Source organism: Sphingopyxis sp. HIX (assembly GCF_001468285.1).
Lineage (GTDB): Bacteria > Pseudomonadota > Alphaproteobacteria > Sphingomonadales > Sphingomonadaceae > Sphingopyxis.
Map to the genome: position 1 here is coordinate 56,678 of NZ_LNSB01000021.1, position 15,037 is coordinate 71,714.

12 protein-coding genes and 2 tRNA genes are annotated in these 15,037 nt (G+C 66.7%); 6 read left to right on the forward strand and 8 right to left on the reverse strand.

Going from position 1 to position 15,037, the window contains the following annotated elements:
• Window positions 1-25: 25 nt before the first annotated feature.
• Complete coding sequence (locus tag ATE62_RS11635; RefSeq protein ID WP_058809416.1) at window positions 26-1,048, forward strand: TIR domain-containing protein; 1,023 nt, start codon at window positions 26-28, stop codon at window positions 1,046-1,048.
• Here the strand turns inward: ATE62_RS11635 and ATE62_RS11640 are convergent, their stop codons facing one another.
• The 5 genes from ATE62_RS11640 to ATE62_RS11660 all read right to left on the reverse strand — a co-directional run bounded on the left by ATE62_RS11640 (window position 1,049) and on the right by ATE62_RS11660 (window position 6,818).
• On the reverse strand, window positions 1,049-1,900 hold the full coding sequence (locus ATE62_RS11640; RefSeq protein ID WP_058809415.1) for an HpcH/HpaI aldolase/citrate lyase family protein: 852 nt from the start codon (window positions 1,898-1,900) through the stop codon (window positions 1,049-1,051).
• 85 nt (window positions 1,901-1,985) lie between these two features.
• A complete protein-coding gene (locus ATE62_RS11645) occupies window positions 1,986-2,438 on the reverse strand; it encodes a MaoC family dehydratase (protein ID WP_058809414.1) in 453 nt (150 codons plus the stop codon).
• A complete protein-coding gene (locus ATE62_RS11650) occupies window positions 2,438-4,279 on the reverse strand; it encodes an acetyl/propionyl/methylcrotonyl-CoA carboxylase subunit alpha (protein ID WP_058809413.1) in 1,842 nt (613 codons plus the stop codon). The genes ATE62_RS11645 and ATE62_RS11650 overlap by 1 nt, the downstream gene beginning before the upstream one ends.
• Window positions 4,276-4,722: an endonuclease domain-containing protein gene (locus tag ATE62_RS11655; protein WP_058809427.1), complete on the reverse strand. Its 447-nt coding sequence runs from the start codon at window positions 4,720-4,722 to the stop codon at window positions 4,276-4,278. The genes ATE62_RS11650 and ATE62_RS11655 overlap by 4 nt, the downstream gene beginning before the upstream one ends.
• Before the next feature lie 497 nt (window positions 4,723-5,219).
• Window positions 5,220-6,818 (reverse strand): carboxyl transferase domain-containing protein, encoded by a 1,599-nt coding sequence (locus ATE62_RS11660; protein ID WP_058809412.1) that lies wholly within the window; start codon window positions 6,816-6,818, stop codon window positions 5,220-5,222.
• Window positions 6,819-6,964: 146 nt separating this feature from the next.
• On the opposite strand from ATE62_RS11660, the gene ATE62_RS11665 reads away from it, so the two are divergent.
• Window positions 6,965-9,052 (forward strand): M13 family metallopeptidase, encoded by a 2,088-nt coding sequence (locus ATE62_RS11665; RefSeq protein WP_058809411.1) that lies wholly within the window; start codon window positions 6,965-6,967, stop codon window positions 9,050-9,052.
• Between the two features lie 73 nt (window positions 9,053-9,125).
• Here ATE62_RS11665 and ATE62_RS11670 read toward each other — a convergent pair whose 3' ends face one another.
• Complete coding sequence (locus tag ATE62_RS11670) at window positions 9,126-9,599, reverse strand: Lrp/AsnC family transcriptional regulator (protein ID WP_058809426.1); 474 nt, start codon at window positions 9,597-9,599, stop codon at window positions 9,126-9,128.
• A gap of 167 nt (window positions 9,600-9,766) precedes the next feature.
• Here ATE62_RS11670 and ATE62_RS11675 point away from each other — a divergent pair, with 167 nt between their 5' ends.
• The 4 genes from ATE62_RS11675 to ATE62_RS11690 all read left to right on the forward strand — a co-directional run bounded on the left by ATE62_RS11675 (window position 9,767) and on the right by ATE62_RS11690 (window position 14,162).
• Window positions 9,767-11,437 (forward strand): histidine kinase dimerization/phospho-acceptor domain-containing protein, encoded by a 1,671-nt coding sequence (locus tag ATE62_RS11675; protein ID WP_231736248.1) that lies wholly within the window; start codon window positions 9,767-9,769, stop codon window positions 11,435-11,437.
• 59 nt (window positions 11,438-11,496) lie between these two features.
• A complete protein-coding gene (locus ATE62_RS11680; protein ID WP_058809410.1) occupies window positions 11,497-12,492 on the forward strand; it encodes a polysaccharide deacetylase family protein in 996 nt (331 codons plus the stop codon).
• Window positions 12,493-12,549: 57 nt separating this feature from the next.
• Window positions 12,550-12,625: transfer RNA gene (locus tag ATE62_RS11685), tRNA-Ile, on the forward strand.
• Window positions 12,626-12,683: 58 nt separating this feature from the next.
• The gene (locus tag ATE62_RS11690; RefSeq protein WP_231736249.1) at window positions 12,684-14,162 is read left to right on the forward strand and encodes a M20 family peptidase; all 1,479 of its coding nucleotides are present in this window, start codon (window positions 12,684-12,686) and stop codon (window positions 14,160-14,162) included.
• Between the two features lie 17 nt (window positions 14,163-14,179).
• Here ATE62_RS11690 and ATE62_RS11695 read toward each other — a convergent pair.
• Together ATE62_RS11695 and ATE62_RS11700 are read right to left on the reverse strand one after the other, a co-directional pair.
• Window positions 14,180-14,256: transfer RNA gene (locus tag ATE62_RS11695), tRNA-Pro, on the reverse strand.
• A 368-nt stretch (window positions 14,257-14,624) separates the two neighbouring features.
• Window positions 14,625-14,912, reverse strand: a complete 288-nt coding sequence (locus ATE62_RS11700; RefSeq protein WP_058809409.1) for a hypothetical protein — start codon at window positions 14,910-14,912, stop codon at window positions 14,625-14,627.
• Window positions 14,913-15,037 lie beyond the last annotated feature (125 nt).

The window sequence follows — 15,037 nt, forward strand, 5'->3', positions numbered from 1 at the left end:
CCGCGCCGCCATATGATGACCGGCGATGAGCGATGCCCAAACCACGCCCGACCCGGCAAGGCGGCTTTCCGCCTTCATCAGCCACCACAGCTCGCAGGTCGCGGTCGCGCGCCGACTGAAGACGCTGCTGAAGGAGCGCGGCATCGACGGCTGGCTGGCGCCCGACGACATCGCGGCGGGCACGGCCTTCGACCAGGCGATCCTCGACCAGATCGCAAGGTCGGACGCCATCGTCCTGCTCTTCTGCGCGCAATCGGACCAGTCGCGCCATGTGAAGCGCGAATTGATGCTCGGCGAGGACGGCAGCAAGCAGATCTTGCCCGTGCGGCTGGAGGATGTCCCGGCGCAGGGGCTCGCCTATTGGCTCAAGGATTATCAGTGGATCGACTGGTTCGCCGGCGAGGAGCAGGCGGTCGAGCGCATCGTCGCGGCGATGACCGGCGCGGTGGCTTCGGCCCCTGCAGCGCCGCCATCCCGCCCGCCGGTCGCGGTCAAGCCGTGGCTGCGCCGCCCGCTGACGCTCGGGGTCGGCGGGCTCGCACTCGCCGGCCTGTTCGCGGGCGGGCTCTGGTGGACGGGCGGGACGTCCGGCGGCGGTGGCGACCCGAGCGCCGCGGTCGCCGACAATCCGATCGAACCCGGCATCTGGACGAGCAAGCGCGAGGTCGTGAAGATCCTCTTTCCCGAGGAAATCGCCCCCGAATATGAGGCGCAGTTCAAGCAGCTCATGGAAACCGACCCCGATCCCGAGGATTGCATCGGCGAAAAGGTCGCGGCGAAACCCGATGTCGAGCTGTTCGATCCGGGCAAGCAGTCGGCGTGCACCATCGGCTCTTTCAAGATGAACGGCGGGCGGATCAGCGGCTATCTCAACTGCAAGATCGCGGGCGACCCCAACGGCAACCTCCAGGTCACGGTGCGGGGCACCTATACGCGCACCAGCATGGAGTTCGACAATGTCGTCACCATGCAGACCAGCCAGGGCATGGTCCGCTTCCGCAGCCACGAAACATCGAAATGGGTCCGCGGGCCGTCCTGTATGGCCTGATCAGTCCGCCAGCGACAGGATATGCCGCGCCTGCTTGAGGTGCGGCGCGTCGACCATCTTGCCGTCGACCTGCAGCACGCCGACGTCGGGGTTCGCCGCAAAGGCATCGACGATCGCCTGCGCCCGCGCAACTTCCTCGGCGGCGGGCGTGAAGGCGGCGTTGATCGGGCCGACCTGCGACGGGTGGATCGCCATCATGCCCGTGAAGCCGTCGCGCCGCGCGCGCGCCGCATAGGCGGCGAGCCCGGCCTCGTCCTTGATCGCCGGGAAGACCGTATCGACGGCGGCGGTGCCGGCAGCGTGCGCGGCAAAGAGCGTCATCGCGCGCGCGACCTCATAGGGCGAGGTGTAGCCACCGTCGGCCTCGCGGCTGGTCGTCGCGCCGATCGCCGCGGGCAGGTCCTCGGCGCCCCAGGTCAGCCCGAGCAGCCGGTCCTTCACTTCGCGGTAGCTGCCGAGCGTGAAGATCGCTGCGGGGGTCTCGGTCGCGATCGGCAGGATCGCGGGGAGCGAGGCGTCTTCGGCGGATTCGCTGCGCAGGATGGTGTCGAGTTGCAGGATGCTCGGCGCGCCTTCGGCCTTGGGCAGCATGATCGCATCGGGCCGCGCGCCGATAATCGCGGCGACGTCGGCGGCGGTCAGATGCCCGTCGAGCGGGTTCACGCGCACCAGCGTGATCACCTCGCGCGAGCCCGCCAGATAGTCGGCGATCGCGTGGCGCGCGGCGTCCTTGTTCGCGAGGCTGACCGAATCCTCGAGGTCGAGGATGATCGCATCGGCGCCCGACGCGGCGGCCTTGGCGAAGCGCTCGGGGCGGTCGCCGGGGACGAAGAGGAGCGAGCGTAATCTCATAGTTTTTCCATAGTCCTGAGCCTGTCGAAGCGCGCTTATCGGCCTGAAGCCATGCTTCGACAAGCACGGGGCTATACGAAAATGGTCAGGCGGTGCTTTTCTTCAGCAGCGCCGATCGCTCGCACTGGCACACCGTCTCGCCGCGCTGGTTGATCGCCTTGTGCAGGAAGGTCACGATCCCCGCATTCGGCCGCGACTTGCTCTCCTTGAGCCCCACCACCTCGCTCGTCGCATAGAGCGTGTCGCCGATGAACACCGGCTTGGGCATCACCAGCTTGTCATACCCCAGGTTCGCGACCAGCGTCCCCAGCGTCGTATCGCCGACCGACAGCCCGATCATCAGGCTGAAGGTGAAGGTGCCGTTGACCAGGATCTGGCCGAATTCCGACGCCTTCGCCGCCTCGATGTCGAGGTGCAAGGGCTGCGGATTGTGCGTCATCGTCGTGAAGAGCAGATTGTCGGTCTCGGTCACCGTGCGGCGGATGTCGTGAGTCAGCGTGTCGCCGACCGCCCATTCGTCGAAATATTTGCCGGCCATCAGCCCTCTTCCTTCTCGATCCGCACCAGCAACGCCTCGACCTGTACCTGTCCGCCGGCGACCGCGTTGAGTTCGGCGACGACCCCGTCGAAGGGCGCGGTCAGGCTGTGCTCCATCTTCATCGCCTCGAGCGTCAGCAATTTCTGGCCTTTGGTCACCTTGTCGCCCGCTGCGACGTCGACCGCGATGACCTTGCCCGGCATCGGCGACAGGATCGCGCCATCGCCCGCCGCGCCGCCGGTGCTTCCCGCGGCGCGCCATGGGGCGAGCTGCCACACCGACCCGCTCTCGGCGACGAGCATCGCGGGCGCCGGGTCCTCGGCGCCGGGGCCATGGAGCGCCACCTCGACGCGCTTGCCGTCGAGCAGGAAGGGCGCGCTACGCACGTCGGGCGCATTGAGGCGGAAGCCTGCCTGGAGCGACCGCGGCGTCATCGCCATCGCGGCGTTGGTCAGCGCCTGCGCCGACGGTTCGGGCTCGGCGGTCATGCTGTCGCCGTCGCGGCCGATCAGCCCGGTATCGACGCTGCCGGCGACGAAATCGGGGTGGTCGAGCGCGTTGATAAGGAATGCCGAATTACTCTTCACCGGCCAGATCGCGCTGTCCTCGAGCATCTCGGACAGCAATTCGCGCGCCTCCTCACGGTCCTCGCCCCAGGCGATCACCTTGGCGATCATCGGGTCATAGAAGGGCGAGACTTCGGCACCCTCATAGACGCCGGTATCGACGCGCCCGCTATGCTCGGGGAGCTGGAACAGCTCGAGCGTGCCGATCGAGGGCAGGAAACCCTTGGCGGGATCCTCGGCATAGAGCCGCGCTTCCATCGCCCAGCCGTTGATCGCCAGTTCGTCCTGCGCCAGCGGGATCGGCTCGCCCGACGCGACGCGCAGCTGCCATTCGACGAGGTCGACCCCGGTAATCTCCTCGGTCACCGGATGCTCGACCTGCAGCCGCGTGTTCATTTCCATGAACCAGATGCGGTCGGCGCGGAGGCCTTCGCTGGCGTCGGCGATAAACTCGATCGTCCCTGCGCCGACATAATCGACCGCCTTCGCGGCGCGCACCGCGGCGGCGCAGAGTTCGGCGCGCGTCGCTTCGTCCATGCCGGGGGCAGGGGCCTCCTCGATGACTTTCTGGTGGCGGCGCTGGAGCGAGCAGTCGCGCTCGAACAGATGCACGACATTGCCGTGCGTGTCGCCGAACACCTGCACCTCGATATGGCGCGGGGTCAGGATATATTTCTCGATCAGCACATGGTCGTTGCCGAACGACGCCGCCGCCTCGCGCTGGCACGAGGCGAGCGCATCGGCGAAGTCTACGGCGGCATCGACCTTGCGCATCCCCTTGCCGCCGCCGCCCGCAACCGCCTTGATCAGCACGGGGTAGCCGATCTGTGCGGCCTGCTCGCCGAGGAAGGCGGGGTCCTGGTTCTCGCCCATATAGCCCGGCGTCACCGGCACGCCGGCCGCGGCCATCAGCTTCTTCGCGGCGTCCTTCAGCCCCATCGCGGTGATCGACGAAGGCTTGGGCCCGACCCAGACGAGCCCCGCATCGGCGACCGCCTGGGCGAACTCGGCATTCTCGGAGAGAAAACCGTATCCGGGATGGATCGCTTCCGCCCCGGTGGCCTTGGCGGCGGCGATGATCTTCTCGCCGATCAGATAGCTATCGCGCGCCGGGGAAGGCCCGATATGCACCGCCTCATCGGCCTCGCGCACATGCAGCGCCTTCGCGTCGGCGTCCGAATAGACCGCAATTGTTCGGATACCCATCTCGCGCGCGGTGCGGATGATACGGCAGGCGATTTCGCCGCGATTGGCGATGAGGAGGGATTGGATCACAGCCGATCCTCCCCGGAACGGGGAGGGGGACCATCCGAAGGATGGTGGAGGGGCACAGGCGGGTTACCTTGCCGTTCGCTGATCTTCATTGCCCGTTCCTTGCACACTTCAACTATTCGCGTCACCGCGCTCTCCAGACCTGTCATGATGGCCGTCGCCGGCACACGCAGAGTCGCGACATGCTGCGATTTCAGGAAGTTCGACCGGGCTGCATCCTGTTGTGCCGCCCGTTCGCCTTCATGAGCTTTGCCATCCACTTCGATGGCCAGGCGTACTGCCGGGCAATAGAAGTCCAATATGTAGACGCCCGCCGGATGCTGACGCCGAAACTTGAAACCGTCCGGTCTCCCTCTAAGCACGCGCCAGAGCATAAGCTCTGGCAGGCTCATCTCGCTCCGCAACTTGCGCGCACGCTTGAGCGTCTCCTGCGGCCCATTGATCACAAAACCGATCCTCCCCGGAACGGGGAGGGGGACCACCCGAAGGGTGGTGGAGGGGCACATGCGGGTAAGATAGACCTTTGATTTCCGATTTGCGCCTGCCAAAAATCAGGGACCGTCGTTTCCAGATTCACGCCGCCGCGCATGCCTGCCCGTACCCCTCCACCATGCTTCGCATGGTCCCCCTCCCCGTACCGGGGAGGATCGTCGCGATTGGCGATGAGGAGGGAGTGGGTCATTTCCACCTAGTCCGGAAGCTTATCAGCGAACACGACACAACCTTTTCCAGCGGCAGCAATGCGCATCAAGTCTTCGGTCGTACGAGCGCTCATTCCACGAATGAATAGCCGGGCTCCTTTTCCAGATGCTGCTGATGCAATTCGCATCAAATCTTCGGTCGTACGAGCGCTTCCTCTAAGCTCCATGCCACCTCCGGCTGCGGCAATCCGCATTAGATCTTCCGTCGTTCTGGCTTCAAACATGGCTCATCTCCCATAGGATCACATCCTGAACACCCCGAACCCGCGCTCTTCCACCGGCGCATTCAGCGTTGCAGCAAAGGCCAGCCCCAGCACATCGCGCGTCTGGGCCGGGTCGATGATGCCATCGTCCCACAGCCGCGCGGTCGCGTGATAGGGGTTGCCTTCGTCTTCATATTTCTGCCGGATCGGCGCCTTGAAGGCTTCGGCCTCCTCGGGCGTCCATTTGTCGGCGTCGCGATGCACCGTCGCCAGCACGCTCGCCGCCTGCTCGCCGCCCATCACCGAAATCCGCGCATTGGGCCAGGTGAACAAAAACCGCGGCGAATAGGCGCGCCCGCACATCCCATAATTGCCTGCGCCGAAGCTGCCGCCGATCAGCACCGTGATCTTCGGCACCGTCGCGGTCGCGACCGCGGTCACCAGCTTCGCGCCATGTTTTGCAATGCCTTCGGCCTCATACTTCCCACCGACCATGAAGCCGCTGATATTCTGCAGGAAGAGCAGGGGAATGCGCCGCTGCTGCGCCAATTCGATGAAATGCGCGCCCTTCACGGCGCTTTCGCTGAACAGTACGCCGTTGTTGGCGAGGATCGCGACCGGGATGCCCCAGATATGCGCGAAGCCGCACACCAAGGTGCTGCCGTAATTCGCCTTGAACTCGTGAAACTCGCTGCCGTCGACGACGCGCGCGATCACCTCGTGCACGTCATAAGGCGCGCGCACATCCTGCGGGATCACGCCATAGAGCTCGGCCGCATCATATTTGGGCGGCCGCGGATCCTTGATCGCCACGTCGAACCCCGCGTCGCTCCCCAAATGGCTGACGATATCGCGCACGATCGTCAGCGCATGCTCGTCATTCTCGGCGAGATGATCGACGACGCCCGATTTCTTCGCGTGGAGATCGCCGCCGCCGAGGTCCTCGGCGCTGATTTCCTCGCCCGTCGCCGCTTTCACCAGCGGCGGGCCGGCGAGGAAGATCGTGCCCTGATTGCGCACGATCACGGTTTCGTCCGACATCGCGGGCACATAGGCGCCGCCCGCGGTGCAACTGCCCATCACGCAGGCGATCTGCGGGATGCGCTTCGCCGACATCGTCGCCTGGTTGAAGAAGATGCGCCCGAAATGATCGCGGTCGGGAAAGACCTGGTCCTGGTGCGGCAGGTTCGCGCCGCCGCTGTCGACGAGATAGATGCACGGCAGGCGGTTCGCCTCGGCAATCTCCTGCGCGCGGAGATGCTTCTTCACCGTCATCGGATAATAGGTGCCGCCCTTCACCGTGGCGTCGTTGCACACGATCATGCACTGGCGCCCCGACACGCGCCCGATGCCGCAGATCAGCCCGGCGCCGGGCACTTCGCCCTCATAGAGGTCGTTCGCCGCGAGCTGGCCGATTTCGAGGAAGGGCGAGCCCGGATCGAGCAGCCGCTCGACGCGTTCGCGCGGCAGCAATTTGCCGCGGCTCGTGTGGCGCTCGCGCGATTTTTCGTTGCCGCCCAGCGCCGCTTCGGCGACGCGCGCGCGCAGCTCATCCTTCAGCGCTTCGTTATGCGCGGCATTGGCGCGATAGCCCTCGCCATCGGCATTGATCATGGTTCCCAGGACCGGTGCGCTCACGTCGATTTCTCTCCCGTTCAGAAAGGCGGGGTTAGCCGGTCGTTCGTCGATTGGAAAGCGCCGCAGGCCGAAATCGGGTGGCGTTGAAACCATCGGCACACAGGCCCGTTGCTTCGGCATATTTTCCCAACACAAGGTCGTCCGCCATGAACCATCGCTTCCTCGCCATCCTGCTGTCCAGCGCCGCCATCCTCGGCTCCACCGCCGCCTGTACCAGCGGCAAGGAGGAAAGCAGCGCCGCTTACACCGTCGGCACCGACCTCGGCATCAGTAAGGCCGCGATGGACTCGGCGGCCAAGCCGGGCGACGATTTCTACGCTTACGCCAACGGCAATTGGGACAAGACCACCGAAATCCCTGCCGACCGCTCGTCGATCGGTGCCTTCTATGTGGCGCAGCTCGAAACCGAAAAGCGCAACCGCGAGCTGGTCGACGCGATCGTCAAGGGCGACGCCGCTGCCGACACCAACGAGGGCCGCATCGCCGCTTTCTACAAGGCCTATACCGATACCAAGGCGATCGACGCCGCGGGGATGAAACCCGTCGCCGCCGACATCGCGCGCTTCGACGCGATCGCCGACAAGGCCGCGCTGTCGAAGGTGCTCGGCGAGCAGACGCGCGCCGACGTCGACCCGCTCAACGCCACCGATTTCGGCACCGAAAATCTCTTCGGCCTCTTCGTGACTCAGGGGCTCGCCACCCCGGGCGAAGTCATCCCCTATATGCTGCAAGGCGGTCTCGGTTTGCCCGAGCGCGAATATTATCTGTCGGCCGATCCCAAGATGGCTGCGATCCGTGACCAATATCAGGCCTATATCGCCAAGCTGCTGACCGCCGCGGGGCAGCCCGACGCTGCCGCGAAGGCCAAGCGCATCTACGACCTAGAGGTCAAGATCGCCAAGGCGCATGCGACGCGCGAACAGAGCGAGGATTTCACCAAATCCGCCGCGGTCTGGACCAAGGGCGATTTCGCCAAGAAGGCGCCCGGCATCGACTGGGACGCCTGGTTCGGCGCCGCGGGCCTCGCCGGCGCGGGCAAGTTCGGCGCCTATCATGCGAATGCGATCACCGGCCTCTCGGCGCTCGTCGCCTCCGAACCGCTCGACGCGTGGAAGGACTGGCTCGTCTTCCACCAGATCAACAGCCACAGCGACGTGCTGCCGAGCGCGGTCGACAGCGTGCATTTCGCCTTCTACGGCACCACGCTCGCCGGCACCCCGCAGCAGCGCGCCCGCGACAAGCGCGCGCTCGACGCGCTCGACATCTATCTCGGCGATGCGGTGGGCAAGGCCTATGCCGACAAATATTTCCGCGCCTCGGCGAAGGCCGAGGTGTCCGACATGGTCGCTGGCATAAAAGCGGCCTTTGCGAAGCGCGTCGAGACGATCGAATGGATGGCGCCCGAAACCAAGAAGGAAGCGATCAAGAAGGTCGAGGGGATCGCGGTCGGCGTCGGCTATCCCGAGAGCTGGCGCGATTACGGCGCCTATACGATCAGCGCGACCGACGCCTATGCCAATGTCGTCGCGGGCGAAAAGGCCGAGACCGCGCATCAGCTCGCCAAGATCGGCAAGCCGATGGACAAGGGCGAATGGTGGATGGTGCCGCAGACGGTCAATGCGGTGAACCTGCCCGTCCAGAATGCGATGAACTTCCCCGCCGCGATCCTCCAGCCGCCCTTCTTCAACGCCAAGGCCGACCCCGCGTTCAATTACGGCGCGATCGGGGCCGTCATCGGCCACGAGATCAGCCACAGCTTCGACAACAATGGCGCGGCGTTCGATGCGACCGGCGCGCTGCGCAACTGGTGGACCGCCGCCGACCTCGCCAAGTTCAACGCCGCGGGCGACGCGCTCGCTGCGCAATACGACACGTACAAGCCGTTCCCCGACCTCGCGCTCAACGGGCGGCTGACGCTGGGCGAGAACATCGCCGACGTTGCAGGACTGCAGGCGGCTTACGACGCCTATCGCGCCTCGCTCGGCGGCAAGGAGGCGCCGGTGATCGACGGCTTCACCGGCGACCAGCGCTTCTTCATCGCCTTCGCGCAGACCTGGGCGACCAAGATGCGCGCCGAGGCGCTCCGCGCCCGCGTCGCGACCGACGGCCACGCGCCGGGCATGTACCGCGCGCTGACGGTGCGCAACCTCGACGCCTGGTACAAGGCGTTCGACGTGAAGGAAGGCGACAAGCTGTATCTGGCGCCCGACAAGCGCGTGCGGGTGTGGGGCTAAGGTAGCGCCGCGGTTCGGCGCGGGCCTGATATCCTCCCCGTGGCGTGGCCATGGGGAGGATATGGACGGCGGCTCAGGCCTCGACCGGGATGCCCGCGAGCTGTTTCGCGGTGCGGATCGTCAGCGAGGTTTTCACGCTCGTCACATTGGGCGCCGACGTCAGATGCGCGGTCAGGAAGGACTGGAAGCTCTGCAGGTCGCGCGCGACGACCTTCAGCAGGAAGTCGATCTCGCCGTTCAGCATATAGCATTCGCGCACCTCGGGCAGCGCGCCGACATAATCCTCGAACGCCTTCAGATCGGCCTCGGCCTGGCTGCGCAGGCTGACCATCGCGAACACCGTGATGCCGTAACCGAGCTTCGCCGCGTCGAGGTCGGCGTGATAGCTGCGGATCACCCCCGATTCTTCCAGCGCGCGTACGCGACGGAGGCAGGGCGGGGCGGTGAGTCCCACCAGCTGAGCCAGCTCGACATTGGTCATCCGCCCGTTTTTCTGCAGTTCGTGCAGGATTTGCAGGTCGATCTGATCGAATTTCTGGCTCGCCATCATTGTAACTTCCGTTTCTCTCTAACGGCATGACCATAATTATATTTCAGGCGATTGCAATTGTCCCACAATGCGACGCGCGTGGTTAAGGCGCTTTCATGACCAGCGGATTCACGCTAGCCGGTAAAGATACGCTAACCAGTTCAAGGGGTGGGGGCCCGCACCGCGTGACCGCCGATACGATGATCGCGACCATCTTGCGCCAGGCGCCGGCCGACGGGCGGTCATGCGTCGCGGCTTGGCGTCAGCTCTCCGATATTCTGGCGCAGCGCGGCAATCAACTGGACGATGACGATATTCGTCGTTCGCTACACGCGCTCGCGGTCCTGCGTCCGCAGATCCCCGAAGGCGTGCGCCGCGACTGCGCGCGCGCCATCGCCCGTCACAGCCGCTTTGCGCCGATCGTCGCGCTCTATGCCAACGACGTGCCCGCGGTGTCGCTCGCGATGCTGCGCGATGCGCAATTGTCGGAGGCCGACTGGCTCGCGCTGCTGCCCGCGACGGGACCGATGGCGCGCTCCTTCCTGGCCGCGCGCGGCGACCTGCCCGAGGGCGTCAAGCGCGCGCTCGCCAGCCTCGGCGCCGCGTCGGTCGCGCTGCCGCAGCCCGACCCGATGCCCGAGGCCGAGGTGATCGCGATCGTCGAAGCGGCGCCCGCGCCGACTCCGGCGCCAGCGCCCGCCGAATCGGAACCCAGCCAGATCAGCGAGCTCGTCCGCCGCATCGACAAATATCAGTCGGCGCGCGGCCAGTCGGCGCCCGAGCCTCGCCCGGCGCAGCCCGCGCGCGACAGCTTCCTTTTCGAAACCGGGCCCGACGGCGTGGTCCACTGGGTCGAGGGTATTCCGCGCGGCGCGGTGATCGGCCTGTCGATCGCCGAGGCGGCGCTCGGCGGCGAGCCCGGAACCGACGGCGTCGCCGCGGGCGCCTTCCGCCAGCGCGCCGAGATGATCAACGCGCGCATGATGCTCGAGGGGGCCGAAGCCGACGCCGGCGAATGGCGCTTCTCGGCGCTCCCCTGGTTCGACCGCGCGACCGGTCAGTTCCGCGGCTATCGCGGCAGCGCGCGCCGTCCGCAGCGCAACGAAATCCCCTACGGTCTGCCGGCCGAAGAGGATAATGCCGGCGATTCGATCCGCCAGCTGATCCACGAACTCCGCAGTCCCTTGAACGCGATCTCGGGCTTTGCGCAGATCATCTCGGGCCAGATGTTCGGCCCCGTCAGCCACACCTATCGCGCCATGGCCGACACGATCGTCGCCGACGCCGCCGCGGTGCAGGCGCTGATCGACGACCTGCAGGCCGCGACGCGCGCCGCCGCCGAACCCGCCCCGCCCTCGGGCGAAAACAGCGATATCGGCGCGATCACCGCGCAGGTCGAGTGCGACCTCGCGCCTTTGCTCGCCGAACATGGCGTCGGCATCAGCATCTCGCGCGTCGGCGGGCCCTTTCATGCCGCGGTCGAGGATCTCGCCGCGCGGCGCATGGTCGGCCGCCTCATCACCGCGCTCGTCGACGTCTCCGAATCGAACGGCGCGCTCGTCGGCCAGTTGCTCACCGACGGCGTGGAGAAGGGCGAGCTGCAGCTGCGCCTCGTCCGCCCCGTGGCGATCCGTTTCACGCCGGCGCGTGACCTGCTCGACCCGAGCTACAGCCCCGAGGGCGATGCGCCGGGCGCCGCGATCCTCAGCCTCGGCTTTTCGCTGCGGCTCGTCGACAGCCTCGCGCGGGCTGCCGGGGGACGCCTCGATATCGGGCATAACGCCTTGACCTTGCACCTTCCCTCGGCCAGTCCGGGCGCTGCTGCGGACCAGCCGGTCCCGCGGCAGCACGACTGACCGGAGCGGGGCGCTTCGGGAACATAGGGGAATATCCGGTGCCGCAGGCCGGAAGTCTTTTGGCGTCTCCGCATGCGTCCGACGTCGTGACGCTCGCCGACGGCGAGCGCCCGCGTTTCTGGGTCACCATCGACACCGAAGAGGATTTCGACTGGTCGGCGCCCTTCGCGCGTACGGGCTTCCGCCTCGACTCGGTCCCCGCGCTCGCCGATTGCCAACGCTATTTCGAGGGCGCGGGGGTTGCTCCCATCTATCTCGTCGACTGGCCGATCGTCGCCGACGACGGCGCGGTCGACATCCTCGGCGCGGCGCAGGCGGCGGGGCGGTGTGACATCGGCGCGCAGCTCCACCCCTGGGTCACCCCGCCGCACGACGAGACGGTGGGTGAGCGCAACAGCTATACCGGCAACCTTCCCGTCGAGCTCCAGCGCGCCAAGATGACCGCGCTGCGCGATGCGATCCAGGGCCGCTTCGGCGTCCAGCCGCTTGTCTATCGCGCCGGGCGCTACGGGCTCGGCGGCTACACCGCCGCGATGCTCGCCGACCTCGGCTTCCGCTGCGACACCTCGGTGCGCTCGGGCTTCGACTATCGCCGCGGCTACGGCCCCGATTATCACGCGATGCCGCTCAAACCCTGGTGGGTCGAGACGCAGGGGCGGATGATCCTCGAAGTTCCCGTAACGACGCTCTTCGGCGGCCTGCTCGGGGACCTCGGCCGCCCCGCCTATCACCGCGCCGGCGCGAGCGGCCGCGCCGCGCTCGCGCGCCTCGGCCTGTCCGAACGCATCGCGCTGACGCCCGAGGGCATTCCCGCCGAGCGCGCGTGCAAGGCGATCGACATCGCGATCGCGCAGCGGCTCCCGGTGCTCAACTTCTCCTTCCACTCGCCCTCGCTCCGGCCGGGCAACACGCCCTATGTCCGCACCGATGCCGACCTCGCCGCCTTCTACCGCTGGTGGGACGTGGTGCTCGCGCATCTGGCGAAGCGCGGGATCGCATCGACCACCGCGACCGAGATATTGGCGATGGCCGAGCGCCGTTCGGCCGCGGGCTGAGCGTTGCCGCTTGCCAAGGCTCGCCGCGCTCCGCTATCGCCACGCCATCCCCCCCGGGGGCCTGTAGCTCAATGGTTAGAGCTGGCCGCTCATAACGGCTAGGTTGCGGGTTCGAGTCCTGCCGGGCCCACCATTTTCCTTGCAAATCGAAACCCATCCCGCTCCATATCGGGAACGATAGAGGAGAGGGAATGATGGGGAAGAAGCGCGTGATCCTGCTCGGCGGCCTGGCGGTGCTCGCTATGGTTGCCGGAACCGTCGCGGTGCGCACCGCGAGCTTCACGCCCGCCGATATCGCCGACGGCAGCGACGTCCGCCTCGCTGCGGCGCCCGCCTACGACCTTGCGGCCGCGGTCCAGCATTTGAGCGCCGCGGCGCAGATCCCGACGATCTCGCACCAGGATCCCGCCGAGAACCAGGTCGCCGAATGGGACAAGCTCCACGCCTGGCTCGCGGCGACCTACCCGGCGACGCACGGCGCGATGACGCGCACGATCCTGCCCAACCGGACGCTGGTCTATCATTGGGCGGGCAGCGACGGGTCGCTCGAACCGATCATCCTGATGGCGCATCAGGACGTCGTGCCGGTGACCGCGGGGACCGAGAAGGACTGGAAATATCCGCCTTTCGCCGGGACGATCGCCGAGCAGGCGGTGTGGGGCCGCGGCAGCGTCGACGACAAGGGTTCGCTCATCGGGCTGTTCGAGGCGGTCGAGGCGCTGGCGAAATCGGGCTTCAAGCCCAAACGCGGCATCTATCTTGTCTCGGGCCATGACGAGGAAGCGGGCGGCAGCGGCGCGGTCGCCGCCGCGGCGCTGCTCAAGGGGCAGGGGGTGCAGGCGATCTTCACCCTCGACGAGGGCAGCATCGTGCTCACCGACACGCCGGTGATCGACGGCCCCGCGATCATGATCGGCATCGCCGAAAAGGGCTATGCGACGCTCAAGGTCACCGCCAACGCCCCCGGCGGTCACAGCTCGATGCCGCCCGCCGAAACCGGCGTCGAGACGCTCGCCAAGGCGGTGCTGGATATCACCGGCGATCCTTTCCCGATCGAGCTGCGCGGTCCCGGCGCCTCGATGATCGAGGCGCTCGCCGCGAAGAAGGGCGGCACCACCAAGATGGCGGTCGCCAACCCCTGGCTCTTTGCACCGCTGCTCAAGCGCCAGCTCGGCGGCGCGCCGACCACCGCCGCGGCCTTCCACACCACCATCGCGCCGACGATGCTGGAGGGCAGCCCCAAGGAGAATGTCCTGCCGCAATCGGCCAATGCGCTGATCAACTATCGCATCGCGCCGTGGAATCGCTCGGCGGACGTGATGGCGCGCGCCAGGGCCGCGGTCGGCGATGCCAAGGTCGATCTCGCCTGGGTCGGCACCCCGCGCGAACCGTCGCGCGTCTCGTCGACCAGCTCGCAGGGCTGGAAATGGATCGCCGCCGCCGCGCGCGCCGACGCGCCGCACGCGGTGCTCACCCCGACGCTCGTCGTCGCGGGCACCGACAGCCGCAGCATGGAGCCGGTGTCGAAGGACGTCTATCGCTTCATGCCGATGCATTTCTCGCTGAAGGAATCGGCGATGATCCACGGCACCAACGAACATATGCGCATCGACAGCTTCAAGCGCATGATCGATTTCTACGCCCGGCTGATCGCGACGTCTGCGGGATAGGGGCCGGGTGGGGGAATTGGTCGGGGAGACAGGATTCGAACCTGCGACATCCTGCTCCCAAAGCAGGCGCGCTACCGGGCTGCGCTACTCCCCGAACCGCGACGGGCCTTAGAGCGGGGATAAGGACAAGTCCATCCCGTCGGTGAAGCGGACACTGGATGGCGGCTTTTGGGTGGTTAGCGGCCATACTAATCCTCCCTGTCGCGAAGCGATGGGGAGGGGGACCGCCGCGAAGCGGTGGTGGAGGGGTGGCGGGCTGAAGCCGACGCTCAAGGCCTCGACCCCTCCACCATGCTGCGCATGGTCCCCCTCCCCACGGCTTCGCCGCAGGGAGGATTATTAGGGCAGCCGCCCGAAACCGGTCATCCCGGCACAACGACCACAGCTCCAAACGAAAAAAGGCGGCCTTCCCGAAGGAAGACCGCCTCTTTCGTTTCGGTCATTGCCCCGAAGGGCTGTGACTTACTTCTTTTCTTCAGCCGGAGCGGCCGGAGCAGCCTTGGCGTCGGCGGCCGGAGCAGCAGCGGCGTCGGCCGGAGCGGCGGTCGCAGCAGCGTCGGCACCAGCGGCAGCAGCTTCGGCGCCTTCAGCGGCGGCGTCGGCGCCAGCAGCGGCGGCGTCGGCACCGGCTTCGGCAGTCGCGTCAGCGGCCGGGGTCTCGGTGGCGGCGGGCTCTTCAGCAGCCTTTTCACCGCAAGCGGCGAGGGCGAACATGCTGGCAGCAACGGCGATAGCAGCAAACTTCTTCATGATGTGTGGCTCCCTAAAATGCCTTTCCGCGGTAGGGAAAATCCCGTCACGCGAGCCGCGGGATTTAGCCGTTCCGTGCCAATCGTCAACAAAAATAATTGAGTTGGCGCGCCTCCCGCGGAAAT